The sequence below is a fragment of the Kitasatospora sp. NPDC088391 genome, assembly GCF_044753345.1.
GTDB lineage: Bacteria > Actinomycetota > Actinomycetes > Streptomycetales > Streptomycetaceae > Kitasatospora.
Window position 1 is genome coordinate 37,774 of the sequence record NZ_JBIVNB010000018.1, and the last position, 26,327, is coordinate 64,100.

Sequence of the window (26,327 nt, forward strand, 5' to 3'; positions counted from 1 at the left end):
CGGGGCGCGGGGCGTGCTGTTCCGCGCCGGGGCCTTCTCGCTGGTGGGGCGGCGTCAGTCGGCGAAGCCGCCCGTGGGCTGGACGATCTCCAGGTCGGTGCCGTCCGGATCGGAGACGGAGATGCCGATGGGAGCGGCACGGGTGGGGTCCATCGGGGTGCCGGCGACGGCCATGGGTCGATCCGTCTCGTTCGCACGGGTCCGGGTGGTGCGGGTTCGGTTCGCGCGGGTCCGGTTCGCGCGGGTGCGGGTGGGGTTCCTCGGCGAGGCCCGCGCGGACGGCGGGATCGATTCTGCTCTTCGCCCGGGCGGCGCCGCGCGCGAGCGGCCGGACCTGTCCGGGGAAGGGCCCCGGAGAGAATCCGGCCGGGCGGGGCGGGCGCGGGGCCCGGCGGGTGGGTCGGCGATCGGGTCAGTGGGTGGTGGGTCAGTGGGTGGCGGGTCGGCGGTGGGTCAGCGCGTGCGCTGCGGGACGAGCGGGCTCGCCTGGCGGGCCTGCGGGATCGGCGGGCGGGCGGCCGGGACGGCCGGGGCGTGTCCGGTGCCGCCGGGCACAGGCACGGGGGTGGGGGCGGCCGGGGTCTCGGCCTCGGTCTCGCGCGGGGCGGGGAGGAGTTCGCCGGCCGGGCGGCGCATGCCGTAGCGCCGGTGCACGGCCTGCTTGGTGACGCCCAGCGCCGAGCCGACGGAGTCCCAGGAGAAGCCGAGGGCGCGGTCGAACTCGACGGCGGCGGCGACCAGGGTCTCGACGCTCTCGCGCAGCTCCTGGGCGAGGCGGACGGTCGGGGCGGGGGCCCGTCCGTAGACCACGAAGCCGGCGGAGGTGCTGGGGCGGCGGGGGCGGTAGACGTTGCCCAGTTGGGCGGTGAGCGTGCGCAGGGCGTCGACCTGGCGGCGGACCCGCTCGATGTCCCGCACCAGCAGGTGCAGGGACGCCCGGGCCCGGGCGTCGTGGTTGATCTGCTCGGCCATGGCCTCGTTGCCACCTCTCGGTCGGGTCGCGTGCTCGGGGCGCTCGCGCGTCCCGGTCAATTCCCATTGACCAACGCACGGGGGGTCGTTGGGTCACGCGTGGAGTGGGACTCGGGATATGCCAGTGGTCTCCCCGGCGGTCGTTCCGACGGTCACTCCGGTGGCTGTTCCGGTGGTCACTCCGACCGGGCGGCGGGGATTGCATAGACTTCCCCGGGAGCGTCGTTTCCGTTCCGTTCCGGCACACAGGGAGTCGCAGTCTTGCCAGTTCAGCCGATCCGGATCTTCGGTGACCCGGTCCTGCGGGCGACCGCGAAGCCGGTGACCACCTTCGACAAGGAGCTGCGGAGGCTGGTGAAGGACCTGACCGACACCATGCTGAACGCCCCGGGCGCGGGCCTGGCGGCCCCCCAACTGGGCATCTCGCTGCGGGTCTTCACGTACAACGTGGACGGCGAGGTGGGGCACCTGATCAACCCGGACCTGTCGCTCAGCGAGGAGGAGCAGGACGGCCCGGAGGGCTGCCTGTCGCTGCCCGGCCTGCGGTTCGACACCAAGCGGTCCTACGGCGTGGTGGCGAAGGGCTTCAACATGCACGGCGACCCGGTGACGGTGGAGGGCACCCAGCTGCTCGCCCGGTGCATCCAGCACGAGACCGACCACCTGGACGGGATCATCTTCATCGACCGGCTGGACCGGGAGACCCGGAAAGCGGCGATGAAGGCGATCCGGGAGAGCGACTGGGGCGGCGGCCCGGCGCCGACGGTGCGGATCTCGCCGCATTCCACCTTCGGGTCGATCCGCTGACGATCCGTCCGCTTGTCCGATCGCCCGCCCGGCCGATCGGCCGATCGGCCGATTGTCGGAAGGCGCGACGGTCGGAGGGGATGATTCTCCGATCGTCATTTTCCGGTGATCAGATCTTCTGCCCGCCCATTCATCCGGTTGTTCTGTCCTCCGGTGCCGTCGGTTCCGTCGGACCTCACGAAAGGCCCTGCCCCGTGCGCCTCGTCTTCGCCGGCACCCCCGAGGTCGCCGTTCCCGCCCTGGACGCCCTGCTGGCCTCCCGGCACGAGGTGGTCGCCGTGGTGACCCGCCCCGACGCGCCGGCCGGGCGCGGGCGCAAGCTGGTGGCCAGCCCCGTCGCGCAGCGCGCCGAGGAGGCCGGCATCGAGGTGCTGAAGCCGGCCCGGCCGAGCGAGCCGGAGTTCATGGCCCGGCTGGCCGAACTCGCCCCCGACTGCTGCCCGGTGGTGGCGTACGGGGCGCTGATCCGGCCCGGCGCGCTGGAGATCCCGGTGCACGGCTGGGTGAACCTGCACTTCTCGCTGCTGCCCGCCTGGCGCGGCGCCGCGCCCGTCCAGCACGCCGTGATGGCGGGCGACGAGGTCACCGGTGCGTCGACCTTCCTGATCGAGCAGGGCCTGGACTCCGGTCCGGTGTTCGGCGTCCTCACCGAGCTGGTCAAGCCCACCGACACCAGCGGCGAGCTGCTGACCCGGCTGTCGCACGCGGGCGCCGAGCTGCTGGTGCGCACCATGGACGCGATCGAGGCCGGGCAGGCCCGGCCGGAGCCGCAGCCGCTGGACGGCGTCTCGCTGGCCCCGAAGATCACCGTCGAGGACGCCCGGATCGAGTGGACCCACCCCGCGCTGCGGGTCGACCGGGTGGTCCGCGGCTGCGCGCCCGCGCCGGGCGCGTGGACGTGGTTCCGCGGCGAGCGCCTCAAGGTGACCGGCCCCGTCCGCCTGCTGCCGGACGAGACCGGCCTGGCGCCGGGCGAGCTGGCGGTCGCCAAGAACAGCGTCCGGGTCGGCACCGGCAGCCACGCGGTGGAGCTGGGCGAGGTCCGGCCGCAGGGCAAGAAGGCGATGGGCGCCGCGGACTGGGCGCGCGGCGCGCGGATCGAGTCCGGCGAGCGCTTCGAGGACGCCGAGGACGCCGAGGGCGCCGAGGGCGGCGGAGGCACCGAGGGCTGAGCGGTTCGGCGGGGGAGGCGCGGGGCGGGTTCGGCCTAGACTTGGGGCGAGGCCCCTCGGCGGGCCGGACCTGATCCGCAGCACCTTTGGTTTCGAGGCACCGTTTTGAGCACCCCCGCGAGCAGTTCCGCGAGCACCTCCGCGAGCACCTCCGCCGGCGCGAAGCGCGCCCCCCGTCCGCACCGCCGGCCGAAGAAGGACCCGGCCCGGATCGTGGCGTTCCGCGCGCTGCGGGCCGTCGACGAGCGCGACGCGTACGCCAACCTGATCCTGCCGTCGCTGCTTCGCGAGGCCGAGCGCAAGGGCATGGAGCGGCGCGACGCGGCGCTCGCCACCGAGCTGGTGTACGGCACGCTGCGCGGCCAGGGCACCTACGACGCGGTGATCGCCGCCTGCGTGGACCGTCCGCTGCGCGAGGTCGACCCGCCGGTGCTGGACGTGCTGTCGCTGGGCGCGCACCAGCTGCTCGGCACCCGCATCCCCAGCCACGCCGCGGTGTCCGCGACGGTCGAGCTGGCCCGGGTGGTGCTCGGCGACGGCCGGGCCAAGTTCGTCAACGCCGTGCTGCGCAAGATCAGCGCGCAGGACCTGGCGGGCTGGGTCGCCCAGGTCGCCCCGCCGTACGAGGACGACGCCGAGGACCACCTGGCGGTCGTCCACTCGCACCCGCGCTGGGTGGTGTCCTCGCTGTGGGACGCGCTCGGCCGCTGGCAGCCGGACGCGAGCGGGCGGCAGGCGATGGAGCAGCTGCTGGAGGCCGACAACGCCCGCCCCGAGGTGACGCTGGTCGCCCGTCCCGGGCGCTCCACGGTCGCCGAGCTGCGGGAGGCGCTGCCCGAGGTCGAGGACGGCCGCTGGTCGCCGTTCGCGCTGCGGCTCACCGACGGCGGCGACCCCGCCGGGCTGGACGCGGTGCGGGAGAACCGGGCCGGCGTGCAGGACGAGGGCAGCCAGCTGGTCGCGCTCGCCCTCGCCAACGCGCCGCTGGACGGCCCCGACCGGCTCTGGCTGGACGGCTGCGCCGGCCCCGGCGGCAAGGCCGCGCTCCTGGCCGCGGTTGCCGCGGAGCGCGGCGCGGCGCTGGTCGCCTCCGAGAAGCAGCCGCACCGGGCCCGACTGGTGGCCCGGTCGCTGAACGGCAACCCCGGCCCGTACGCGGTGATCACCGCGGACGGCACGCGGGGCGCGTGGGAGCTGGGCGCGTTCGACCGGGTGCTGGTCGACGTGCCGTGCTCGGGCCTGGGCGCGCTGCGCCGCCGCCCCGAGGCGCGCTGGCGCCGCCGTCCCGAGGACATTGCCGGCTTCGGCCCGCTCCAGCGGGACCTGCTGCGCGCCGCGCTGGACGCGGCCCGGGTCGGCGGTGTGGTCGGCTACGCGACCTGCTCGCCGCACCTGGCGGAGACCCGGGCCGTGGTCGACGACGTGCTGCGCGGCCGGGAGGACGTCGAGTGGATCGACGCCCGCCCGCTGCTGCCCGGCGTCCCCGACCTCGGCGAGGGCCCGGACGTCCAGCTGTGGCCGCACCTGCACGGGACGGACGCGATGTACCTGGCGCTGCTGCGGCGAACCGCCTGACGGTACGGGGGAGTGGGGGCCGGTGTCGGAGGACCCGGAGTTCGCGGTGCTGGTGGCCTCGGTCGGTGAGCGCCGGATCGAGGTGGACAAGGTGGTGCGCGCCGCGGCCGGTCTCAGCGTGTGGGAGGCGGGTCGGTGGCTCGTGGAGCTGCCGGCCGAGCTGCCGGGGAGCCGGCCGTTCGGTGAGGCCCGGAGGGTGGTGGCCGAGTTGCGGGCGGCCGGGGCGACGGCCGGGCTGCGGTGCGGTTGGTGCGCGCGGGCGGTGGACCCCGGGGCGCCGGTGGACCCCGGGCCGTGCGCCGAGCAGAGGTGGCTCTCCGCACCCTGCCCCGCATCGTTCTGACGGTGCGCCGGTCCGCCGGTCCGTTCAGTCCGCCGGGTCGGCGGCCAGGAGGGCCGTGACGAGGCGCTGCAGGCCGCGTTCGAAGGCGGCGTCCGGGTCGGGCGGGGCGGTGTCGCGGGCCAGGGCCTCGGCGAGGTGCGGGTAGCGGCCGGTGGCGGTGGCGGCCCGGAGGTGGCGGACCATGTCGGCCAGCCAACGGGTGCCGGCGTCCGTGGAGCGCTGTTGCCATTCGGTGAACTGGCAGACGTAGCCGTTGAGTTGGGAGAAGGCTTCCATCTTGGCGGAGCCGTCGAGGGAGGAGTCGGCCAGGGCCGCGAGGAAGAACTCGGTGACCCGCAGCCCGTTCGGCCCCAGGCCGGGGCGGCGGGTGATGACGGCGACCGCCCACGGGTGCCGGGACAGGATCGCCCGCAACTGGTGGGCCAGCGCGGTGAGATCGGCCCGCCAGTCGCCGCCCGGCCGTTCCGGGAGTTCGTACTCGCCGGCCAGCAGGTCGGTCATCAGGTCGAACAGGTGCTCCTTCTTGGGCACGTAGTTGTACAACGACATGGTGCCCGCGCCGAGTTCGGCCGCGATCCGGCGCATCGTCACGGCGTCCAGGCCCTCGGCGTCCGCGATCGCCACCGCTGCCCGCGCGATCGACGTCCGGCTGTGGGCCGGTCGCGGCCCCCGTCCGGAGTGCTCGGGGCGCAGCCAGATCAGCTCGGGTTCCTCGTCGGACGGCATCGTTCGCTCACCTCTCGCGGCCCAGTCTAGGTGCTGGTGGGAGCGGCGCGGGGCGGACGGTACTGTGCGCGGATCGCGGATCGCGGATCGCGGATCGCGGAGTCGGGGAACGTGGGGGCGGGGATGGGCAGGCGGGGTACGGGGCGGCCGAGCACGGCGCGGTTGCGGCAGGAGTTGGGGCGGGCGGCGCGGGTGGTGGTCGTGGAGGCGCCTCCGTCCGGGGTGGACGATCCGGGGGCGGCCCGGCTGGAGCTGACGGGTGACGGGATCGCCGAGCTGGCCGGGTTGTTGGCGGTGGTGGACGGCGGAACGGGGGACATTTGCCGGTGTCCCGGGTGGCCGACGGTCCTCCTGTACGGGGCCGACGGTGGGCGGTTCGCGCAGTGGACCCTGCACCACGGGTCGGCGCTCGGCGGGGCGGGCGACTGCGACGCCGAGCTGCTGGACGGTGCCGCGCTCGACGGGTGGCTCGCCGAGCGCGGACTGACCGGTCCGCGCGAGGTCCGGGAGGAGTTGGCGGCCGAGGAGGCGCGCGGGGAACTGCGCAGGCGGCGCTGGTTGGCGGCGGCCCCGCCGGAGTTGGCCGCGGCGGCGGCCGAGGTCGCCCGGGATTCGGCGGGCGACCTGTCGGAGTGGTCGGAGCGGCAGCGGCACGCCCGGAGCGTCCTCGCGGGGCTGGCCCGTCGGCACTGGCCGGACCGCGGCGAGCGCATCCGGGCGCTGCTGGCCTGGTACGGCCTCGCCGCGCGGGAGGAGACCGACGGGAAGCGATGGTACGACGTGGCGATCGGGGAGCAACTCCTCGCCGAGGGGCCGGAGTCGGTGCTCGCCGCGCTCACCGGCCGCCCGCCCGGGCCGGAGCACCTGGACGGTGCCGCCGAGCTGTTCTGCACCCTGCCGTGGACCGCTTCGCAGGGCAAGGGGCTGTCCGAGCCGCTGCGCTCGGCGCTGCTCGGGCACATCGAGGCGTGCGGCACCGGTCCGATGCGGACCCGGGCGGGCTGGGGCTACTACGGCGGGACGAGGGCGGGGGAGAGCGGGGCCGACGTCTGACGGTTCGGTGGTTCGGTGGTTCGGGGCTCCCTGGGGCGCGTGCACCCGGGAGCCTTTCGCGTTCTCCGGGGCCGGTGGCCGGGTCGGCGGGCTTTTCTACGTACGGCGTACCCAGTATGGTGGCAGTACTACGTACGATGTACTCAGAGAGGGCCTGCCATGAGCGACCCGGTCATTGCCGTACGCGGCCTGGGCAAGAGTTTCGGCGCCACCCGCGCGCTGGACGGACTCGATCTCGATGTTCCCGAAGGGGCGGTGTGCGGGCTGCTCGGCCCCAACGGGGCCGGGAAGACCACGCTGGTGCGGGTGCTCGCCACGCTGGTGCGGCCGGACCGGGGAGAGGCCCGGGTCGGGGGACGGGACGTGGTGAAGGAGGCGGCCGCGGTGCGGCGGCAGATCGGGCTGGCCGGTCAGTACGCGGCGGTGGAGGAGGGCGTCACCGGCCGGGAGAACCTCGAACTGCTCGGCAGGCTGCACCACTTGGGTGCGGCCCGGGCCCGGGTTCGGGCCGCCGAACTGCTGGCCGAATTCCGGCTGGAGGACGCCGCCGACCGCCTGGTGCGCGGCTGGTCCGGCGGGATGCGGCGCCGGCTCGACCTGGCGGCCAGCCTGATCACCCGCCCCCGGGTGCTGTTCCTGGACGAGCCGACCACCGGCCTGGACCCGCGCAGCCGCCGGGAGATCTGGTCCGCCGTACGGGAGTTGGCCGCACAGGGCACCACCGTGCTGCTCACCACCCAGTACCTGGACGAGGCCGACCGGCTGGCCGACCGGATCACCGTGCTGGACCGGGGAACGGCCGTCGCCGACGACACCCCGCAGCGGCTCAAGGCCGCCATCGGCACCCTGGTCGAGGTCGCGCTGCCCGCCGGGGCCGCCGACGCCGAACTGGAGCGGGCCCGCGCCGTCCTGGCCGTGCTCACCGGCGGCCACCCCGCCGTGGACGCCGAGCAGTTCCGCCTGAGCGCCGTCTCCGACCCGGCCCGGCCACTCGCCCTGCCCCGCCTGGTACGGGAGTTGGACGCGGCGGGCGTCACCGCGCTGGACGTCGCGCTGCGCACCCCGTCGCTGGACGACGTGTTCCTGGCGCTGACCGGCGCGGGTGCCGAGGGAGTCGAGAGCGCCGGGGGCGTCGCGGGTGCCGCGGGCGTCGTCGCGGGGGAGCGTGCGGCATGAGCGCGTGGACGATCCCGGTGGACGCGGCCGCCTCGGCCCGGCGGGTCCTGCTGGTGTACCGGCACTCGCCCGGGCTGCTGGCCGCCTCTCTGCTGGTGCCCGTCGCCATGGTCGGGGTGTTCGGCTACGTGTTCGGCAGCGCGATGAACGTGCCCGGCGGGGGCGGCTACCGGGAGTTCCTGATGCCCGGCCTGTTCGCCCTGGTCGCGCTGAACGCGCTGATGCCCGCGATGGTCGGCGCCGCGCGGGACGCCGGACGGGGCGTCACCGACCGGCTGCGCTCGATGTCGGTGTCGCGCTTCGGCCTGCTGGCCGGGCAGGCGCTCGCCGACCTGCTGGTCGCCGCCGTGGTGCTGGTCCCGACCGCGCTGGTCGGCCTGGCCGCGGGCTGGCGGGTGCGCGACGGCCTCGGCCCCGCGCTCGGCGCGTTCGGCCTGCTGCTGCTGTTCCGGTTCGCCTGCTCCTGGGTCGGCCTGGCGCTCGGCCTGGTCGTCGGGAAGGAGGAGACGGCCGGTCAACTCGGCGTCCTCACCATCCCGTTCGGCATGCTCACCAGCGCTTTCGTGCCGACCGGCGGGATGCCGGGCTGGCTGGCGGCGCTCGCCGAGTGGAACCCGGTGAGCGCCGTGGTCGAGTCCTGCCGCCACCTGTTCGGCAACCCGTCCGCGCCCGGCGGCGCCTGGCCCGCGCAGCACCCCGTGGCCGCCTCGCTCGGCTGGTCCGCGCTGCTGCTGGCCCTCGCCGTGCCGCTCGCGGTCCGGGCCTTCGCCCGCGCCGGACGCTGAAGAACACGCTGACGGGCCGTCAAGTACTGCCCGCCGGGACGGGGTTCGCGGGACGGGCGCGATTCCCGGCCCGGCGGGTGCTGGACATCCGGGCCGGGGCGACGGAGGGTGGGGGCATGGAGTACACCCACCTCGGCCGCACCGGCCTGTCCGTCTCCCGCCTCTGCCTGGGCACCATGAACTTCGGCGTGCACACCGAAGAGGCCGACGCGCACCGGATCATGGACGCCGCCCACGGGCACGGCATCAACTTCTTCGACACCGCCAACGTCTACGGCTGGGGCGAGAGCAAGGGCCTCACCGAGACCATCATCGGCAACTGGTTCGCCAAGGGCGGCGGCCGGCGCGAGAAGACCGTGATCGCCACCAAGCTCTACGGCGACATGGGCGACTGGCCCAACGAGGGCAAGCTCTCCGCGCTCAACATCCGGCGCGCCGTGGACGCCAGCCTGCGCCGCCTGCAGACCGACCACATCGACCTGTACCAGATGCACCACATCGACCGGGGCACCCCCTGGGAGGAGATCTGGCAGGCGATGGAGGTGCTCACCCGGCAGGGCAAGATCATCTACGTCGGCTCTTCCAACTTCGCCGGCTGGCACCTCGCACAGGCCCAGGAGACCGCCCGGGCCCGCAACTTCCTCGGCCTGACCAGCGAGCAGTCGCTCTACAACCTGATCGAGCGCGGCATCGAACGGGAGGTCGTCCCGGCCGCCCAGCACTACGGCCTCGGCCTGATCCCCTGGTCGCCGCTGCACGGCGGCCTGCTCGGCGGCGTGCTCCGCAAGGAGCGCGAGGGCGTGCGCCGCGCCTCCGGCCGCTCCCTGGACACCCTGAACGAGCGCCGCGACCAGATCCAGGCGTACGAGGACCTCTGCGAGGAACTCGGCCTCGAACCCGGCGACGTCGCACTCGCCTGGCTGCGCACCCGCCCCGCCGTCACCGCCCCGATCGTCGGCCCCCGGACCGGGGAGCAACTCGACGCGGCGGTGCGCTCGTTGGACGTCGAGCTGGACGCCAAGACGCTGGAGCGACTGGACGGGATCTTCCCCGGCCACCGCACCGCGCCGGAGGACTACGCCTGGTGAGACCGCGTGCCCGGCCCCGATCCCGGCCCCGATCCGGGTCCACCGGGTCTCGGGGCCGGGCACGGTTCCGGGGGTCAGCACCAGACCGTGCAGCCGCGCCGTTCGAGCCGATCGAGCAGCGCGGCGCCCGGTACCGCCCCGGCCCAGCGCAGGTCCAGCCGTTCCAGCGCCGGGAGTTCGGCCAGCCAGTCCGGCACCGACGCCAACGGGTTGGCACGCAGGTCGAGTTCGCGCAGCGCGGTGAGCCCCGCGAGGGCGTCGGGGAGCGCCGTCAGGGCGTTGCCGCGCAGCTCCAGGCGGCGCAGGTCGCGCAGGCCGCCGAGCGAATCCGGCAGCCCGGTCAGGGAGTTGCCGCCCAGGTGCAGTTCGCGCAGCCGGACGAGCGCGCCGAGACGGTCCGGGACGGCGGTCAACCGGCAGTTCCGGGCCCGCAGTTCGAGCAGCTGCGCCAGGTCGCCGATGCTCGGAGGAAGTTCGGTGATCGGGTTGTCGCCGACGTTCAGGTAGCGCAGCCGGCCCAGTCGGCCGAGGGCGGCGGGCAGCGCGGTCAGCCGGTTGTCGTGCAGGTAGAGGAAGCCGGACAGCCCGGTGAGGCCGCCGACCCACCCGGGCATCGCCGTGAGCGCGTTGTGCCCCAGGTCGAGGGTCCGGAGACGGTCGAATTCGCCCACGGTGTCCGGGAGTTCGGTCAGCGCGTTGTCGGCCAGGATCAGCACCTCGGCGTCGGTGCGGGCCCACACCTCGTCCGGGACGCGGCTCAGCCCCGCCCGCCACAGGTTCACCGTCGTCCCGGTCACAGCGCCTTCTCCAGCCAGTCGGCGGCGTACGGGTTGGTGTTGTACGCCGGGACGTCCAGGTAGCCGGCGGCCGTGTAGAGGGCGCGGGCCTCGGGCATCTCCGCCATGGTGTCCAGCCGCAGCCGGGTGTGGCCGAGTCCGCGGGCGGCGTCCTCGGCGGCCGCGAGCAGCCGGCGCCCCAGGCCGTGGCCGCGCGCCTCCTCCCGGACGTACAGCCGCTTCAGCTCGGCGGTCCCCGGCTCCAGGACGCGCACGCCCGCGCAGCCGACCGGTCGGCCGTCCAGCCGGGCCAGCAGGAACACCCCCTCCGGCGGCCCGAGTTCGAGGTCGGCCGGGGCCTCGGCCGGCAGCGGATCGGCGGGCGCGGGCCCGCTCCAGCGGCGGTGGATCTCGGCCCGGTACTCCGTCAGGAGCCACCGGGCGTCCGGCGACCCGACCGGTTCGGGCCGCAGGACGAGGACGGGACGGACATCGGCCACGAGGGCTCCGTTCGGGGCAGGGAGTCGGTGGGTGGCGACTGGGGCGGTGGGCGGGTTCGAGGACGGACGATACTGCGGAACGCGGTGGTGGGCGATCGACGGGACGCCGCCGTCCCCACGTGGCGGCGGACCTGGCGCGCGGCGAAGCACCGGGGCGCGTGCGCCCGCCGGGATCGGCGCCACCGGCCCGGAGCACGCCCGCCCGCCGCGGGTGCGCGGGGCGGTGGCGCGGGGCGGGGGCGGTGGCGCGGGGCGGGGGCGGTGGCGCGGGGCGGGGGCGGGGACGTCGAGGTGTCGTGGACGGGGTGCGGGGGATCGGGATGAAAGTACGTCAGGATGACCGGGTGAAGCCGATCAGCCATCAGGTGCCGTACTACTCCCAGTGGGAGTCGCCCGAACTCGTGCCCGACATCCTGGACGGCACGCTCCGGGCCGCCGACGACCCGAAGTGGGAGCGGTCGGGCGCCGCCGACGAGGAGGAGTACGAGTACTGGTCCTGGCGGCTGTGCGGCATGGCCTGCCTGCGGATGGCGCTCGACCACTGGTGGGGCGTGGCCCCCGCGCCCGTCCGGCTCGCCGAGGAGTGCGAGCTCGCGGGCGCGTACGTCCGGCACCCCGACGGGCGGTTGGACGGGCTGATCCACGCCCCGTTCGCCGCGTACGTCCGGGCCCGCTGGGGCCTGGCGGCGGAGGCGCTCAGCCCGCTGCCCGCCGGACGGCTGGCCGGGGAGCTCGCGGAGGGCCGGCTCCCGATGATCTCCGTCCACCCCGGCATCCGGACCCTCGCGCCCGAGATCCCCCGCCCCGGCGGCCACCTGGTGCTCGCCGTCGGGGCCGACGACGACGCCCTGTACATCCACAACCCGTCCGGCTTCCCCGACGGTTCGCAGAGCTTCGCCCGCGTCCCCTGGTCCGACCTCGACCGGTTCTACGCCGGGCGCGGCGTCGTCCTCGGCCCGCCCCCGTTCCGGGCCGCCCGCGCAGGAGGGAGCGCGGGGCAGGGCGGGGAGGAGGGGTGACGGGCCGTCAGGCGGCGTTGGGCAGGCCGATCGGGGTGGACGGGGGCAGGTCGGCGCGGCAGGCGGCGGCGATCGGGCGCAGGGTGGTGGCGAGTTCGTCCAGTTCGGAGCGGTGGAAGTGGGCCCAGACCCGGGAGGCGGCCAGGTCGGTGGCCGATTCGAGGGCGAGGTGGCGGTGCCGGCCCTCGGCGGTCAGCGAGCCGTCCGGGGACAGCCACCGACGCTCGATCAGGCGCTCGGTGGCGGCGTCCCACTCGGCGTCCGTCCAGCCGCGGTGCGGCTGCAGGGTCTCCCGGCGGGTGTCGAGGGCGCAGCGCACCACGAGGGCCTCGCAGCCGTCGAGGCCCTCCGCGACCAGGGCGGCGACGTGGCCGTCGCCGCGGTGCTCGCGCAGCACGGTGGTGGCCTGCCAGAGGCGGGCCAGGCGGGTGTCCGGGCGGGGGAGGTCGGCGTTCGCGGCGGCCAGCACGCGCCCACAACAGTCGAGGCCGTCGACGGCGCGCTCCAGCAGGTCCACCGAACGGTCGACCAGGTCCGGCTTCACCTCGGCGAGGACCCGCTCCAGGGCGCCGGTCGCGCCCGCCACCCGGGCCCGCAGCGCCTGTTCGGGGGTGGCCAGGTTCCAGACGTCCGGCAGGGCCCGCTCCACCATCTGCGGCGCGAAGTTGAAGAAGGCGGCCACCACCGGCGCCGCGTCCACGGCGCCCAGCGGGGCCGAGCGCCCGCCGAAGTAGCCGCGCCAGTAGCCGCGCAGGCCCGCCGCCTCGTACGCGGCCCGGGCCTCCGGCGAGAAGTAGGTGAGGGCGTGGACGGGTTCGAACAGCCACCAGAGAGCACGTGCCGGGTGGACGACCTGGGTCATCTGACGCCTTTCGGTGAGGGTCGAGCAGCGTGTGGTACCGCCTCCTCCGGAGCCTGCCAGAGCCGACCGGCGCCGGGAAGGGAAAGTGTTTCGGGCGCGTGAACAGTTCGGCGGGACGAGGAGCGGTGGGTGGCGGCCGGTTCGTGCGGCTGGCAGGGGATGATGGGAGCGGGCGGCCGCCGCGGCCGTCGGCACCGAGTCGTGAAGGTACCCTCGCCATGGCGCAGATCAACCCCAGCATCCTGTCCGCGGACTTCGCCCGCCTCGCCGAGGAGGCCGAGGCGGTGCGCGGCGCGGACTGGCTGCACGTCGACGTGATGGACAACCACTTCGTCCCCAACCTCACGCTGGGCGTGCCGATCGTCGAGTCGCTGGCCCGGGCCACCGCCACGCCCCTCGACTGCCACCTGATGATCGAGCAGCCCGACCGCTGGGCCCCGCAGTACGTCGAGGCCGGCGCGGGCTCCGTCACCTTCCACGTCGAGGCCGCCGCCGCGCCCGTCCGCCTCGCCCGGGAGATCCGCGCCAAGGGCGCCCGCGCCTCGATGGCGCTGCGCCCCGCCACGCCGATCGAGCCCTACGAGGACCTGCTGCCCGAACTCGACATGGTGCTGATCATGACGGTGGAGCCCGGCTTCGGCGGCCAGGCGTTCCTCGACATCATGCTCCCCAAGATCCGCCGCACCCGGCAGCTGATCGACAAGCACGGCCTCGACCTGTGGCTCCAGGTCGACGGCGGTGTCGCCCCCGCCACCATCGAAGCCTGCGCGGAGGCCGGCGCCGACGTCTTCGTGGCCGGTTCGGCCGTGTACGGCGCGGACGACCCCGCCGAGGCCGTCCGCGCCCTGCGGGCCCAGGCGGAGGCGGTCAGCGCCGACGCGTGGTGGGCCTGCAAGCACTGACGGTCCGTCGGGTCCGTTCGGTCCGCCTGTGCGGTTCCGGTCCGCCGGTGTGAAACCGGGCCGGGTCGTTCCGGCGTCCCGTGAAGCGCCCGGGCGTCCGTGCGGGCGTGACGACGGCGGAGCGGGGCGAGCGTGCGGGGCGGGGCAGGTGTTGACGGGGCGGGTGTTGACGGGGCGAGCGTTGACGGGGCGAGCGTGCGGGGCGGGGCGGGTGTTGACGGGGCGTCGGGTGGGCCGGGGCAGGGTTCGGTCGGTGGTCGGCGGGGTGTCGGCCGGCGCAGGCTGCTCGGGGCGCTGGCCGTCACCGCGCTGGGCGCGGCCGCGGCCGGTGGGGCGGTGGTCGAGGACGTGCTGCCCGGCGGGCCGCGGCTGCGGCGGGCGCTCGGCCTGACCGGGGCCGACGGGACGGTGCCGGCGCTGCCCGCCGGGCCGGTGCGGGCGGCCACGGTGCGGTCGGCGGCGCGCGGGCGCGACGTCCGCCTGCTGGTGTACGACCCGCCCGGGGGTGCCGCCCCCGTCGGGGCGGACCTGCCGGTCTGCCTGGCGCTGCACGGGCGGGGCGGCGACGCGGAGTCCTTCACCGGCCTCGGGATGCCGCAGTTCCTGGCCGCGGCGGTCGCCGCCGGGGTTCCGCCGCTGCGGGTGGTCGCCGTCGACGGCGGCACCGACAGCTACTGGCACGCCCGGACGCCCGGCGACGATCCGATGGCGATGCTCGTCGACGAGCTGCCCCGCTGGCTCGCCGACCGCCGACTGCCGGAACCCACGCTGGCGTTGGGCATCTCGATGGGCGGCTCCGGCGCCCTCCAGTACGCCCGGGCCCGCCGGGGCGGCCTGACCGCGGCCGCGCTGCTCAGCCCCGCCGTCTTCCGCGACTGGACGGACGCCCGCCGGGTGGACGCGTTCCGCGACGAGGCGGACTGGCGCGAGCACGAGCCCCTGCGGCACCTCGACGCGCTCCCCGGACTCGCCCGGACCGGCGTCTGGTGCGGCACCGAGGACCCGTTCTGCCCTGCGGCCCGCGACCTCGCCGCCGCCCCCGGCGCCCGCACGCACTTCCCGCGCGGCGAGCACACGGACGGCTTCTGGCGCCGCGTCCTGCCCGAGGCGCTGTCCCTCCTCGGCGCCCGCTGACCTCCCCCGGGGAACTGACGGCCCGTCGGAACCGGGATCGGCCCGGCGGCCGGTCGATACTGCCCGGTATGAGCAACCTCGATCGGAAGGGCGCCCCCGCGGTGTGCGGGCGGCAGGCCGCGGACGGGCCGGTGCGGGACCTGCTGACGGCGCGTCGGATGCCGCTCGGCGGGTCGACGGTGGTGCGCCGCCTGCTGCCCAACCTGGGACGGCGGATGGTCGGCGCCTGGTGCTTCGTCGACCACTACGGGCCCGACGACATCGCGGACGAGCCCGGCATGCAGGTGCCGCCGCACCCGCACATGGGCCTGCAGACCGTCAGCTGGCTGCACGAGGGCAGCGTGCTGCACCGGGACAGCCTCGGCAGCCTGCAGACCGTCCGCCCGTACGAGCTGGGGCTGATGACCTCGGGGCGGGCGATCTCGCACTCCGAGGAGTCGCCGCGCGAGCACGCCCGGCTGCTGCACGGCGCGCAGCTCTGGGTCGCGCTGCCCGACGCGCACCGGCACACCGGGCCCGCGTTCGAGCACCACACCGAACTGCCCGTGGTCGGGGCGGACGGGCTGGCGGCCCGGCTGATCCTCGGCACCCTGGACGGGGCCGCCTCGCCCGGCACCGCGTACACCGCGCTGACCGGCGCCGACCTGACGCTCCGTGAGGGGGCCGCGCACCGGCTGCCGGTCGAGGAGGGCTTCGAGTACGCCGTCCTCGCGATGACCGGCAGCGTCGAGGTCGACGGCGTCACCGTCGAACCCGGATCGCTGCTGTACCTGGGCTGCGGGCGCCGCGAACTGCCCCTGCGGGCCCGGACCGACGCGTCCGTCCTGCTGCTGGGCGGCGAACCCTTCGAGGAGCGCCTGGTGATGTGGTGGAACTTCGTCGGCCGCTCCGCCGAGGAGATCGCCCGGGCCCGGACGGAGTGGATGGAAGGGTCGCTCTTCGGCGAGGTGCACGGCTACGACGGTGTCCGGCTGGCCGCGCCGGAGCTGCCGCCGGTTCCGCTCAAGCCGCGCGGCCGGATGCGCTGAACTGCGACCTTTCGTCTTTTCGTGTGAGCTGATCCGATGGGTGCGGTCGGCGGGTGCGGGTAGGACGAGACCCTGCTCGCGCATCCGAGTCCGGAAGGAGGCAGGCTCCTTGCGGTCGGCTTCCACGTACTCCTCAAATCCGGTGGCCAGCTCCGGCAGGGCAGTTCTGCGCTCCCGGGGGCTTGCCGCCCGGCGGCGGTCGGTGGCCGGGGCGGCGGATGCCCGGGCCCCTGGGGATCGTCGCAGGAGCGGCCCTCCGGCTCGGCGGCACCGTCTGCCTGACGGACTTCGGCGAGGCGATCGGCAGCAGGTAGGCCGTTTCCCGATGGACGGCCGGCCTCGATGCAGAAGGCCCAGCGGCACCAGCGGCGCGAGCGGCGTGAGCAGGCCCGCCGGGACATGATCGAGCGCGCGCGGGCGAAGCCGCGGCAGGATCGGCGGGGGAGCGGGGAGCGGTGCGGGCTCCCCGGCTTCGGCCGGGTGCGGGGCCCGTTGTTCCTGGCCGTGCTCCTGCCGATCGTCATCGGCCTTGTCAACGGGATCGTCTTGTGGCGTTTCCGCTGGTGACCAGCATGGTGAAGGGGACCGGGCCGGTCGGTGGCCCGGGAGGGCCGACTCGTGGCGGAGCACGGTGCGGCTACCGGTCGCCGGTGGGTTGCTGCGGCGTGCCCATGGCTTGGAGGCGTGCCGCCCGGAGGGCCGCCTGCCGGTCTTCCTCACCGGCGTCGGGCAGGGCGAGCGCCGGTGGTGGCGCAGGACGCCGGGAGGCTGCCAGGCGAAGGGTGCGGCCGCACTCGTCGGCCGTCTTCAACAGCCTGGGCGGTGAGGGCGGTTCGGGCCAGGCGGTGATCGCGTAGTCCTCGGTGGGGCGGTCGACGGCGGCGTCGTGGGCGGTGTCCCGCCCGCGGGCCAGGACGAGGAGCCGGTACCAGCCGGGGCCGTCGGGGGAGAGCGGCGGCAGTCCTGCGACGGGGCCTTCGTCCAGGGACTCGACCCGGAGCAGTCCACGGGGGGCGTGGGCGCTGGCTTCGACGACCTCGTCCCAGTCGTGGGTGTCGGTCGGCGGGGCGGGGCGGCGTGGGAGGGCGGTGGCGGTGATGCGGACCGGGCCCGTGTTGATGCCGGTGTGGACGCGTGCTCCGGTCGGCATGGTGATGACCAGGCCGGTGGAGTAGTCGGCGGGCTCGCCCTGGACGGCACCGGCGTCGAGGACTCCGAAGGAGCCCTCGGTCGCGCGGACCTCGACCGGTTGCTGTTCCAAGGCGGTCCTCCCGCGCTGTCGCCCGGGCAGGGTGCGCGTCCAGGGTGGTGGGGTGCGGCATGGTGAGGGTAGCGCCACCGGGGCCCGGCGGGCGGCCGGGCCGCTCGCGCGGCGGCTGCGCCGCCAAGGTCCACCCGGGCGCGGACGGCCACTGTTGTCCGCTGCCCCTTGTCCTCGGCGCGGAGCAGCGGGCGGGCTGTCCGTGGTTCGAGCCCGTGCCGGAGAAGATCCGCGCCCTGCGGGCCGACTACGGGTCGGCCCCGCCCGCCCGCCTCCGGCCTTCCCCGCCGGTGCGCGGCGGCCCGCCCGAACTGCCGGTCGGGCCGAGTTCGGCCCGAAGCCGTCCCCTTCCCTGACGGAACGTCAATTTTCTTTTTCCGTACGCCGGATGGCCGTATTCCGCTTACGATTCGGCCAAAAGAGGTGTACGCAGGGCCGTCCGGGTGGTTCCGCGGCCCCGGTCCGGCGTGCCTTCCCGACCACGAGAGCAGGGCATGATTCAGACAGCAGAACAGCCTCGATCACCCGTGCCGCGCACGGGCCGGCGGCGGGCCGGCCGGGCCGCCGCCGTGGTGGCCGCACTGGCCGCCGCGACGGCGGTGGCCGCGCCGTCCGCCTCGCCCGCCGGCGCGGAGGGCTCGGTCACGGTGCGGGTGGTCCGCGCCGTCGACGAGAGCGGGACGTGGAGCCCCGCACTGGAACCCGGCATGGCCGGAGTGACGGTCACCCTCACCGGCGACGACGGCACGGTGCGCACCGCCGTCACCGCCGCCGACGGCACCGTCACCCTCGCCCCCGCCAGGGCCACCGCCAGCGGCAGGTACCGGGTGGAGGTGGTCAATCCGAAGCCGGGCGTGCTGTACCCCGCGTTCGCCGCCCGCGAGGGCCTGGCGGGCGCCCCGAACCGGCTGAGCAGCAACGAGGAGTTCGTCGACCTCTCGGCGGGCAAGCAGGCCACCCTGACCACCGGCCTGTGGAACCCGTCCGACTACTGCCAGGCCAACGCCCCCCTGGCCACCGCCTGCCAGCCCGCCGCGACTGCGACGGCCGACCGGCGCACCCTGCTGACCTTCCCGTACCGGGCCCGCACCTCGAACGGCGGTGCCGGGCAGGTCACCGACCTGGCCACCGACCAGGACACCGGCACCGTCTTCGGGCTGGCCTGGAACCGAGCGGACCGGCGGCTGTTCGGCTCCGCGCTCGCCAAGGCCGGTACCCACTACGGCCCCGGCGGCCCCGGCGCGGTCTACGTCACCGACCCGGCCACCAAGGCCACCACGCTGTTCGCCACCGTCCCGAACGCCGGGACGACCGCGCACGACGGCGACGACGGCGGCTTCCTCGCCGCCCCGGGCAAGGAGAGCCTGGGCGGGCTGAAGCTCACCGAGGACGGCCGCGACCTGTACGTGGTCAACCTGCACGACCGCAAGCTCTACCGGTACGACGCCACCGCGGCGACGGCGTCCGCGCCGAAGGCCGTCTACCCGATTCCCGCGCCGAACTGCCCGGCCGCCGGCGACTGGCGGCCCTACGGCCTCGGCATGCAGGACGGCGTCGGCTACCTCGGCGGCGTCTGCTCCGGCGAGTCGACCCAGCGGGCCGCCGACCTGCGGGCGGTCGTGCTGCCGTTCGACCCGGCCACCGGCGTCTTCGGCGCCGCCGTGCTGGACCAGCCGCTCGACCACCCCCGCCTGCGCGCCACCCCCTGGGCCACCGATCCGGTCTGCCAGGGCGCCGGCTGGTTCCCGTGGACCGACACCTGGCCCACCGGCAGCACCGGGCAGCCCTGCGAGGGCCGCGGCTTCGCCAAGCCCGAACCGGAGCTCGGCGAGATCGGCTTCGAGACCGACGGCTCGATGCTGCTCGCCTTCCGCGACCGCCTCGCCGACCGCATCTCCGGCCAGAACCTGACCGCTCCCGTCTGGTCCGGCGGCGACCTCGACAAGGCCTGCAAGTCCGGCGACGCCTACGTCCTGGACGTCAACGAGGGCTGCGGGCTCACCGGCCGGGGCACCAAGTACTTCGACGTGCACCGGATGACCACGTACCACCCGAACGCCGCCTACGCGGGCCTGGCGCTGTCCAAGGTGGAGAACTCCATCGCCACCGCGGGCGTCGACCCGGACAACACCATCTGGGGCTACGGCCCGATGTTCACCCTCCGCGACGGTACGGTCGACCCCGGCTTCGGCCTCCGCCTCAACGACAGCGCGCACCCCGCCGCCTTCGGCAAGGGCGCCTCGCTCGGCGATCTCGAAGTCCTCTGCGACCGGGCGCCCCTGCAGATCGGCAACCGGGTCTGGTACGACCCGGAGCGCTCCGGCCTGCAACTGCCCCAGCAGAAGCCCGTTCCCGGCGCGACCGTCGACCTGTACGACGCCGACGGCAAGAAGGTCGGCAGCACGAGGACCACCGCGCGCGGCGAGTACTACTTCGACGACAGCAACGTCACCGGCGGGCTGAAGCCCAGGACCGCCTACACCGTCCGGCTCGACAACCCCGCCGACTACGCCGAGGGCGGCCCGCTGCACCACTGGGTCCCCACCGCGGCGAACGTCGGCGACAACCGGCTGACCGACTCCGACGGCACCGTCCCCGAGGGCGGCACCTACGTCGAGCGGGCCCTGACCACGGGCGCGGCCGGACAGGACGACCACAGCTTCGACTTCGGCTTCCAGCCCCAGCGCGGCGCACTGCGCCTGGCCAAGCAGGACCAGGACGGCAGGCCCCTGGCCGGAGCCGTGTTCCAGCTGTGGCGCGAGACCGACGGCACCGACGGCCTGCAGACCGCCGGCGACAAGCCCGACACCAAGGTCGGCGGCCCCTGCACCACCGGCACCGACGGCACCTGCGCCACCCAGGCCGACCAGGGCACCTACTACTGGGAGGAGGTCGCCCCGCCCCAGGGCTACGCCGCCCCGCGCGAGCCGGTCCTCGGACCGGTCGTGCTGGACGACGACCACCTGGACGCGGGCATCACCACCACCGCCGTCAACACCTTGATCCCGCCGACGCCCACCCCGACCCCGACGGTGGACACCCCGGCCCCGCCGCAGGCCCGGCCGGTCCCGTCCGGGCCGCTGGCCAGCACCGGAGCCGGCGGCAACCTGCCCTACCTGCTCACCGCCGGCGGCCTGCTGGTCGCCCTCGGCACCGGACTGCTGATCGCCGTCCGCAGGCGCCGCACCGGCTGACGTACCGTCAGTGCACCACCGGGGCCCCGGGGCGAACCGCCCCGGGGCCCCCGCTCTGCCCGGCCCGAGTTCCCAGACCCAACCGGCCTCGGTTCCCACGGCGCCCCCAAGCGGTCGGGGAACAGGGGAACATCTGCCCCGTTTTCCCTGCAAGGTAGGTTCGCTCCACGGGACTTCGGTCGGGTCCGGGGCGGTTGGGGCAGTCGTTCGTCGAACGGGTTCTACTCGGCGCAGAGGAGGCCGGTGAGCAGGTCGGTGATCTCCTGGGCGTCGGCGCCGGGCGGGATGCGGAGTGTGCCGGGGTTGGACTCGACCATCGCGACGGTCGGGGTGCCGCTGGGGAGCAGGGCGAGGAACCAGGCGATGGTGCCGGCCCAGAGGGCGGGGGCACCGTCGCGCAGGACGAGGTGGCTGCGGTCGAAGTAGCTGCCGTGGCGCGTCATGCCGTCGAGGGTGGTCTCGAAGTCGAGGTGGTCGGTGCGGCTGACGGGAGCGTGCTTGCGCCAGTACCGCACTCCGGGGAAGCAGGCCTGCAGGTGGAGCGCGGCGTCGTCGAGGCTCAGGGGCAAAACGGTGCCGGGGGCGGCGGAGATGAGGATGGCGTCCTGCACGGGTGGTGCTCCTTCGGCGGGTCGCATCAGGGGACGGCGTGGACATTGCTCTGCACATGGTGCCCGGCCAGCAGGTGTTGCCGGTGGCCGATGCCGGCGGGTTGGCGATGGCCGCCCGGTAGCGGCTCGGCTCCGACTCGTCCTTGCTCGGCAGACCTTTCAGGGAGCGGGGGCTGCAGCCTGCTAGCGGACGTTCTCGGCGTCGACGAGGGCGCCGTCGGCGGCGCGGTGGCCGGTCCGCCCGGTCCGCCCGGTCCGCCCGGTCCGCCCGGTCCGCCCGGTCCGCCCGGACCGTCTCGCCGATCGCCGCGGAGACCGGGCGCCCGGGCGTGGCGGCGACGCGGACCTGGTGGGCGCGGTCGTCGGGGTGCCGTAGTTCGGTGACCGCTCGGGCAGGCCGGTCACCCAGGTGGAGGCGGCGAACTGCTGGGCAGGGCCGTACGGCGGACAGGGCGGGCCGACGTAGCCTCCCCCGGGTGCGGCGAGCGGGTTGTGGGCCCCCGGAGGGGCGGAGGCGTTCGCGGCGTCGAGGCCGGTGACGGTGGGCGCCGCCCGTGCCGAGGCCGACCACCGCCCGGCCTGCCTGCGCGGCCTGGCCCTGGGCCCGCCCCGCGCGGTACCCGCTTCGGCGAGGCCAACAGCTGAACCGGCGCACGACCGGACACCCTCGAACGCTGACCGGCGCTCGGCTACCGTGCGGGGGTGAACGGTGACGACGGTGTTGTGCCGAGGGGGAGTTGGGACGGGGGCGCGGTGCGTTCGCGGGTGGCTGCGATGGCCCTGGCGGACCCCGGGCGCCTTCGGTTCGGGGCCGCGCACCACGGGTACCGGCTCCGCGAACGGCTGGGGGAGGGGACGATCCGGGCCTTCGAGTTGCTGCACGGTGTCGCCCTCCCCGCCTCCTACCGGAGCTTTCTGAGCACGGTCGCCGACGGTGGGGCGGGACCGCACCACGGGCTGCTGGGCCTGGCGGAGGACGTGGACGAGGAGGAGGCCCTGCACGATGTCCGGGCGGAGTGCCTGCGACCGGGCTTCCTGGCCCGGGTGTTCGTGCCCGCTGCCGAACGCTCCATGGAGGGGACGTTGGTCCTCGGTGAGGTCGGGTGCGGCACTTTCTCCCACCTGGTCGTCACGGGCCCCGACGCCGGACGGGTGTGGTACGACGACCAGGTGTGGGGCGCCCGCACCCCGGGCCCGGACTTCCGGGACTGGTACACCGCCTGGCTGGCGGCCGGGTAGCCCACGTACGGTTGACGGTTCGGAAGGGTTCGGAACGGTTCGGACAGGGAGGGGCCGGTTGGAGTCGGAACGGGTGGCGCGGTTGGCGGCGGTGGCGGAGCGCTTCGTCGTCGGGCTGCGGATGAACGAGGGCTTCGACGAGGTGCTGCTCCGGCAACTGCGGGAGGAGATCGACCGCTGCGGGGCGGCCTGGCGGGAGCGGGACGAAGTGCCGAAGCGCGGCGCGTTGATCCTCGCCGAGCTCTACGCGGCGATCGACGCGTGCGCGTGGCTGTACACGGGGGAGACGCGCGAGCGGATCGTGGACGCGGCGGTGGAGGTGCACGAAGCGGTGGTCGCGGCGTTGGATTGACCCCTTCCGGCGGGGGCCGGTGCGCAGCCGGTCCGGTGGCGGGGGTGGGGATTCCCTCGGGCGGGTGAAGAAACGGGACGCGGCCCCGTGGGCGGCGGTGGTGGCGGGCCGCTCTGGTGGAATGGCCCGCACCACCTGCCGAACCGACGACCGGAGGAAACATGCGGCTCACAGCAGTCGGGCGCGCCGGACTCGCGATCGCGGGGGTCGCCGCGTTGCCGCTGATCGCCCTCGCGGGGTTCGGCGGGTCCGCCGCCGCCGTGCAGGCTCCGGTTCCGCGATCCACCCCCGTCGGCGGTGTGGCGCCCGAGTCCGTTCCGACGAAGACCGCACCCGCGAAGCCCGTCCCGACGAAGACCGTGACGGTGAAGCCCAGGCCGACGCCGAAGCCGACGAAGACCGTGACGGTGAAGCCGAAGCCGACGCCGACGAAGACCGTGACAGCGAAGCCCACGCCGACCTCCACCGAGCTGCCCGAGCTGCCCGAGGGGGAGTGATCCCGTCCGGGACCGGAGGCCGCCACCAGGTTGTTCGGTGGCGGCCTCCGTGCGGTGCCGGGTGAGAGCCGAGGGCGGCCCCGACGGTGGTCCGGTGCGCAGGGGTGGGGTGTCATACCGGGGAATTGGGAGAGCGCTCTCCCGGGCGGGAGGGATTCGCGGAAGTTCTCGGCGCGAGGGTCTCGGCTTTTCTCTCGCCATGAACTAACCTCATGGCGAGGCGTTTCGGGCAGATGACGTCGAGGTTTCCGGCTGTTCCGCAGAGGGGTTCCCACCCGGCGGGGCGGCTTGGACGTCCATGTCTGGAGAGCGCTCTCCGTTTTTCTCCCCCACCCACCGCTCACAGCAGGAGGAGCCATGCGGCTCGCCCCTCCCCCTTCCGGTGCCCCCATACGCCGGACGCCTGCCGTACTCGCCGCCGCGGCCCTGGTGGCCGGGGCGGTCATGACGCTCCCGAGCACCGCGCAGGCCGCGGACACGCTGCTCTCGCAGGGAAAGACCGTCACCGCCTCCAGCCAGGAGAACGGCGGCACCCCGGCCGCCGGCGCCGTGGACGGCAACCTCGGCACCCGCTGGTCCTCGGCGGCCTCGGACCAGCAGTGGCTGCAGGTCGACCTCGGCTCGGTCGCCGCCATCGACAAGGTCCAGCTCAACTGGGAGACCGCGTACGGCAAGGCGTACCAGATCCAGACGTCGAACGACGGCACCACCTGGACGACGATCTACTCCACCACCACCGGCGCCGGTGGCACCGAGGTGCTGAACGTCTCCGGCTCCGGCCGCTACGTCCGGATGAACGGCATCGCCCGCGGCACCGCGTACGGCTACTCCCTCTGGGAGTTCCAGGTGTACGGCACGGCGGGCGGCACCGCCCCCGGCGGCTGCTCGGCCGACAACGCGGCCCAGGGCAAGGCCGCCACCGCCTCCAGCCAGGAGAACGGCGGCACCCCCGCCGCCAGCGCGGTGGACGGCAACACCGGTACCCGCTGGTCCAGCGCCGCCGCCGACCCGCAGTGGCTGCAGGTCGACCTCGGCTCCGTCCAGCAGCTCTGCCAGGTCGACCTCAAGTGGGAGGCCGCGTACGGCAAGGCGTACCAGATCCAGGCGTCCAGCGACGGCACCAGCTGGGCGACGATCTACTCCACCACCACCGGCGCGGGCGGCAACGAGACGCTGAACGTCTCCGGCTCCGGCCGCTACGTCCGGATGTACGGCACCCAGCGGGCCACCAACTACGGTTACTCGCTCTGGGAGTTGGGCGTGCACACCGGCAGCGGCTCCAGCACCCCGCCGGTGCAGGGCGGCGGCGACCTCGGCCCGAACGTGCTGGTCTTCGACCCGTCCACGCCGAACATCCAGGCCACCGTGGACACCGTCTTCAAGCAGCAGGAGTCCAACCAGTTCGGCAACGAGCGCTACGCGCTGCTGTTCAAGCCGGGCACGTACAACAACATCAACGCCCAGATCGGCTTCTACACCTCGATCGCGGGCCTCGGCCTGAACCCCGACGACACCACCTTCAACGGCGACGTCACCGTCGACGCGGGCTGGTTCAACGGCAACGCCACCCAGAACTTCTGGCGCTCCGCCGAGAACCTGCACCTCAAGCCGGTCAGCGGCACCGACCGCTGGGCCGTCTCGCAGGCCGCGCCGTTCCGCCGGATGCACGTCGAGGGCGGCCTCAACCTCGCCCCCAACGGCTACGGCTGGGCCTCCGGCGGCTACATCGCCGACTCGAAGATCGACGGCCAGGTCGGCAACTACTCGCAGCAGCAGTGGTACACCCGCGACAGCTCCATCGGCGGGTTCTCCAACGGCGTGTGGAACCAGACCTTCTCCGGCGTCCAGGGCGCCCCCGCCCAGGGCTTCCCGAACCCGCCGTACACCACCCTCGACACCACGCCGGTCTCGCAGGAGAAGCCGTTCCTCTACCTGGACGGCAACGACTACAAGGTGTTCGTGCCCGCCAAGCGCACCAACGCCCGCGGCACCTCCTGGGGCAGCGGCACCCCGCAGGGCGCCTCGCTGCCGCTCAACCAGTTCTACGTGGTGAAGGCCGGCGCCACCGCCGCCACCATCAACCAGGCGCTCGCGCAGGGCCTCAACCTGCTCTTCACCCCCGGCGTCTACCACGTCGACCAGAGCATCAACATCACCCGCCCCGACACCGTGGTGCTCGGCCTCGGCCTCGCCACCGTCGTCCCGGACAACGGCGTGACCGCGATCAAGGTCGCCGACGTGGACGGCGTCAAGGTCTCCGGCCTGCTGCTGGACGCCGGCACCGTCAACTCGCCCGCCCTGCTCCAGGTCGGCGGCGACGCACCCGGCGCCAACCACGCGGCCGACCCGACCGTCATCCAGGACGTCTTCGTCCGGGTCGGCGGCGCGGGCGCCGGCAAGACCACCAGCGGCATGGTGATCAACAGCAACAACACCGTCGTCGACCACACCTGGATCTGGCGCGCCGACCACGGCGCGGGCGTCGGCTGGGAGACCAACCGCTCCGACTACGGCTTCGTCGTCGGCGGCAACGACGTCCTGGCCACCGGCCTGTTCGTCGAGCACTTCAACAAGTACGACGTGTGGTGGAAGGGCAACGGCGGCCGGACGATCTTCTTCCAGAACGAGAAGGCGTACGACGCGCCCAACCAGGCCGCGATCCAGAACGGCTCCGTCCGCGGCTACGCCGCCTACAAGGTCGAGAACTCCGTGACCACGCACGAGGGTTGGGGCCTGGGCAGCTACTGCTACTTCAACGTCGACCCGACCATCGTGATGGACCACGGCTTCGAGGTCCCGGTCGCCCCCGGCGTCAAGCTGCACGACGTCCTGGTCAACTCCCTCGGCGGCAACGGCCAGTTCGCCCACGTGGTGAACGACACCGGCGCCCCCACCTCGGGCACCGGCACCGTCCCGTCGAACCTGGTCTCCTTCCCGTAGGCCCGTAGGCCCGTAGGCCCGTAGGCCCGTGGACCGACAGACCCGCCGGGTCCGCAGCATCCGCTGCGGGCCCGGCGGGTCGAGTGTTGCGGGAGCGTCAACGGTCCTTGACCCGGGGCGAGTTGTTGATCTAGCTTCGGGCCAGGTTCCGGGCGGGAGGGGAGGCGGGGAGGGTGGGGGTCCGGTTGCACGGCCGTCGCCACATCGACCTGCTCCTGGTCTCCAGCGCGCTCTGTCGCCGGACGCGCCCCCTCGTCCGTTCCCGCAACAGCGCCGCGCAGCAGCACAGTTGGGCGGCAGAACCCGGAGCCAGCA

25 protein-coding genes are annotated in these 26,327 nt (G+C 74.5%); 18 read left to right on the plus strand and 7 right to left on the minus strand.

Annotated elements, in window-relative coordinates; translation table 11 throughout:
* Nucleotides 1-453 precede the first annotated feature (453 nt).
* Entirely contained in the window at nt 454-972 is a 519-nt protein-coding gene (locus ACIQBJ_RS33720) for a hypothetical protein (protein WP_400718427.1), read from the minus strand.
* A 261-nt stretch (nt 973-1,233) separates the two neighbouring features.
* Here ACIQBJ_RS33720 and def point away from each other — a divergent pair, with 261 nt between their 5' ends.
* The 4 genes from def (at nt 1,234) to ACIQBJ_RS33740 (ending at nt 4,869) form a co-directional block, all read left to right on the plus strand.
* Nucleotides 1,234-1,779: a peptide deformylase gene (def, locus tag ACIQBJ_RS33725; RefSeq protein WP_400718429.1), complete on the plus strand. Its 546-nt coding sequence runs from the start codon at nt 1,234-1,236 to the stop codon at nt 1,777-1,779.
* A 194-nt stretch (nt 1,780-1,973) separates the two neighbouring features.
* Complete coding sequence (gene fmt, locus ACIQBJ_RS33730; RefSeq protein WP_400718432.1) at nt 1,974-2,951, plus strand: methionyl-tRNA formyltransferase; 978 nt, start codon at nt 1,974-1,976, stop codon at nt 2,949-2,951.
* A gap of 105 nt (nt 2,952-3,056) precedes the next feature.
* Nucleotides 3,057-4,526 (plus strand): RsmB/NOP family class I SAM-dependent RNA methyltransferase, encoded by a 1,470-nt coding sequence (locus tag ACIQBJ_RS33735; protein ID WP_400718435.1) that lies wholly within the window; start codon nt 3,057-3,059, stop codon nt 4,524-4,526.
* 22 nt (nt 4,527-4,548) lie between these two features.
* The gene (locus ACIQBJ_RS33740) at nt 4,549-4,869 is read left to right on the plus strand and encodes a ribosomal protein L7/L12 (RefSeq protein ID WP_400718437.1); all 321 of its coding nucleotides are present in this window, start codon (nt 4,549-4,551) and stop codon (nt 4,867-4,869) included.
* A gap of 24 nt (nt 4,870-4,893) precedes the next feature.
* Here ACIQBJ_RS33740 and ACIQBJ_RS33745 read toward each other — a convergent pair whose 3' ends face one another.
* Nucleotides 4,894-5,595 carry a TetR/AcrR family transcriptional regulator gene (locus ACIQBJ_RS33745; RefSeq protein WP_400718440.1) on the minus strand — a complete coding sequence of 234 codons (702 nt, stop codon included), beginning with the start codon at nt 5,593-5,595 and terminating at the stop codon, nt 4,894-4,896.
* A gap of 201 nt (nt 5,596-5,796) precedes the next feature.
* Here ACIQBJ_RS33745 and ACIQBJ_RS33750 point away from each other — a divergent pair, with 201 nt between their 5' ends.
* From ACIQBJ_RS33750 to ACIQBJ_RS33765, 4 genes are all read left to right on the plus strand, one after another.
* A complete protein-coding gene (locus tag ACIQBJ_RS33750; RefSeq protein ID WP_400718442.1) occupies nt 5,797-6,648 on the plus strand; it encodes a hypothetical protein in 852 nt (283 codons plus the stop codon).
* A 159-nt stretch (nt 6,649-6,807) separates the two neighbouring features.
* Nucleotides 6,808-7,824 (plus strand): ATP-binding cassette domain-containing protein, encoded by a 1,017-nt coding sequence (locus ACIQBJ_RS33755; protein ID WP_400718444.1) that lies wholly within the window; start codon nt 6,808-6,810, stop codon nt 7,822-7,824.
* Nucleotides 7,821-8,609: an ABC transporter permease gene (locus ACIQBJ_RS33760; protein WP_400718447.1), complete on the plus strand. Its 789-nt coding sequence runs from the start codon at nt 7,821-7,823 to the stop codon at nt 8,607-8,609. The genes ACIQBJ_RS33755 and ACIQBJ_RS33760 overlap by 4 nt, the downstream gene beginning before the upstream one ends.
* Nucleotides 8,610-8,725: 116 nt before the next feature.
* Complete coding sequence (locus ACIQBJ_RS33765; RefSeq protein WP_400718450.1) at nt 8,726-9,697, plus strand: aldo/keto reductase; 972 nt, start codon at nt 8,726-8,728, stop codon at nt 9,695-9,697.
* A gap of 74 nt (nt 9,698-9,771) precedes the next feature.
* Here the strand turns inward: ACIQBJ_RS33765 and ACIQBJ_RS33770 are convergent, their stop codons facing one another.
* A complete protein-coding gene (locus ACIQBJ_RS33770; protein WP_400718453.1) occupies nt 9,772-10,494 on the minus strand; it encodes a leucine-rich repeat domain-containing protein in 723 nt (240 codons plus the stop codon).
* Nucleotides 10,491-10,973, minus strand: coding sequence for a GNAT family N-acetyltransferase (locus ACIQBJ_RS33775; RefSeq protein ID WP_400718456.1), 483 nt, complete (start codon nt 10,971-10,973; stop codon nt 10,491-10,493). The genes ACIQBJ_RS33770 and ACIQBJ_RS33775 overlap by 4 nt, the downstream gene beginning before the upstream one ends.
* Before the next feature lie 320 nt (nt 10,974-11,293).
* Between ACIQBJ_RS33775 and ACIQBJ_RS33780 the strand changes: the two genes are divergently transcribed.
* Nucleotides 11,294-11,992, plus strand: coding sequence for a C39 family peptidase (locus tag ACIQBJ_RS33780; protein WP_400718459.1), 699 nt, complete (start codon nt 11,294-11,296; stop codon nt 11,990-11,992).
* 7 nt (nt 11,993-11,999) lie between these two features.
* Here ACIQBJ_RS33780 and ACIQBJ_RS33785 read toward each other — a convergent pair whose 3' ends face one another.
* Nucleotides 12,000-12,854 carry a hypothetical protein gene (locus ACIQBJ_RS33785; protein ID WP_400718461.1) on the minus strand — a complete coding sequence of 285 codons (855 nt, stop codon included), beginning with the start codon at nt 12,852-12,854 and terminating at the stop codon, nt 12,000-12,002.
* 218 nt (nt 12,855-13,072) lie between these two features.
* Here ACIQBJ_RS33785 and rpe point away from each other — a divergent pair, with 218 nt between their 5' ends.
* The 4 genes from rpe to ACIQBJ_RS33805 all read left to right on the plus strand — a co-directional run bounded on the left by rpe (nt 13,073) and on the right by ACIQBJ_RS33805 (nt 16,485).
* The gene (gene rpe, locus ACIQBJ_RS33790) at nt 13,073-13,756 is read left to right on the plus strand and encodes a ribulose-phosphate 3-epimerase (RefSeq protein WP_400718463.1); all 684 of its coding nucleotides are present in this window, start codon (nt 13,073-13,075) and stop codon (nt 13,754-13,756) included.
* 336 nt (nt 13,757-14,092) lie between these two features.
* Nucleotides 14,093-14,890: an alpha/beta hydrolase gene (locus tag ACIQBJ_RS33795; protein WP_400718465.1), complete on the plus strand. Its 798-nt coding sequence runs from the start codon at nt 14,093-14,095 to the stop codon at nt 14,888-14,890.
* Nucleotides 14,891-14,958: 68 nt separating this feature from the next.
* Nucleotides 14,959-15,918 (plus strand): pirin family protein, encoded by a 960-nt coding sequence (locus ACIQBJ_RS33800; protein ID WP_400718467.1) that lies wholly within the window; start codon nt 14,959-14,961, stop codon nt 15,916-15,918.
* A gap of 342 nt (nt 15,919-16,260) precedes the next feature.
* The gene (locus ACIQBJ_RS33805) at nt 16,261-16,485 is read left to right on the plus strand and encodes a hypothetical protein (protein ID WP_400718469.1); all 225 of its coding nucleotides are present in this window, start codon (nt 16,261-16,263) and stop codon (nt 16,483-16,485) included.
* A 70-nt stretch (nt 16,486-16,555) separates the two neighbouring features.
* On the opposite strand, the gene ACIQBJ_RS33810 is transcribed toward ACIQBJ_RS33805, so the two are convergent.
* Entirely contained in the window at nt 16,556-17,179 is a 624-nt protein-coding gene (locus tag ACIQBJ_RS33810) for a hypothetical protein (RefSeq protein ID WP_400718471.1), read from the minus strand.
* Nucleotides 17,180-17,706: 527 nt separating this feature from the next.
* Between ACIQBJ_RS33810 and ACIQBJ_RS33815 the strand changes: the two genes are divergently transcribed.
* On the plus strand, nt 17,707-20,373 hold the full coding sequence (locus ACIQBJ_RS33815) for an SdrD B-like domain-containing protein (RefSeq protein ID WP_400718472.1): 2,667 nt from the start codon (nt 17,707-17,709) through the stop codon (nt 20,371-20,373).
* Nucleotides 20,374-20,594: 221 nt separating this feature from the next.
* Here the strand turns inward: ACIQBJ_RS33815 and ACIQBJ_RS33820 are convergent, their stop codons facing one another.
* The gene (locus ACIQBJ_RS33820; protein ID WP_400718475.1) at nt 20,595-20,984 is read right to left on the minus strand and encodes a hypothetical protein; all 390 of its coding nucleotides are present in this window, start codon (nt 20,982-20,984) and stop codon (nt 20,595-20,597) included.
* Between the two features lie 774 nt (nt 20,985-21,758).
* Between ACIQBJ_RS33820 and ACIQBJ_RS33825 the strand changes: the two genes are divergently transcribed.
* The 4 genes from ACIQBJ_RS33825 (at nt 21,759) to ACIQBJ_RS33840 (ending at nt 26,012) form a co-directional block, all read left to right on the plus strand.
* On the plus strand, nt 21,759-22,223 hold the full coding sequence (locus tag ACIQBJ_RS33825) for an SMI1/KNR4 family protein (RefSeq protein WP_400718477.1): 465 nt from the start codon (nt 21,759-21,761) through the stop codon (nt 22,221-22,223).
* Nucleotides 22,224-22,281: 58 nt separating this feature from the next.
* Nucleotides 22,282-22,575, plus strand: a complete 294-nt coding sequence (locus tag ACIQBJ_RS33830; protein ID WP_400718479.1) for a hypothetical protein — start codon at nt 22,282-22,284, stop codon at nt 22,573-22,575.
* Nucleotides 22,576-22,691: 116 nt separating this feature from the next.
* Entirely contained in the window at nt 22,692-23,072 is a 381-nt protein-coding gene (locus ACIQBJ_RS33835) for a hypothetical protein (RefSeq protein WP_400718482.1), read from the plus strand.
* Between the two features lie 444 nt (nt 23,073-23,516).
* Nucleotides 23,517-26,012 (plus strand): discoidin domain-containing protein, encoded by a 2,496-nt coding sequence (locus tag ACIQBJ_RS33840; protein ID WP_400718484.1) that lies wholly within the window; start codon nt 23,517-23,519, stop codon nt 26,010-26,012.
* Nucleotides 26,013-26,327 lie beyond the last annotated feature (315 nt).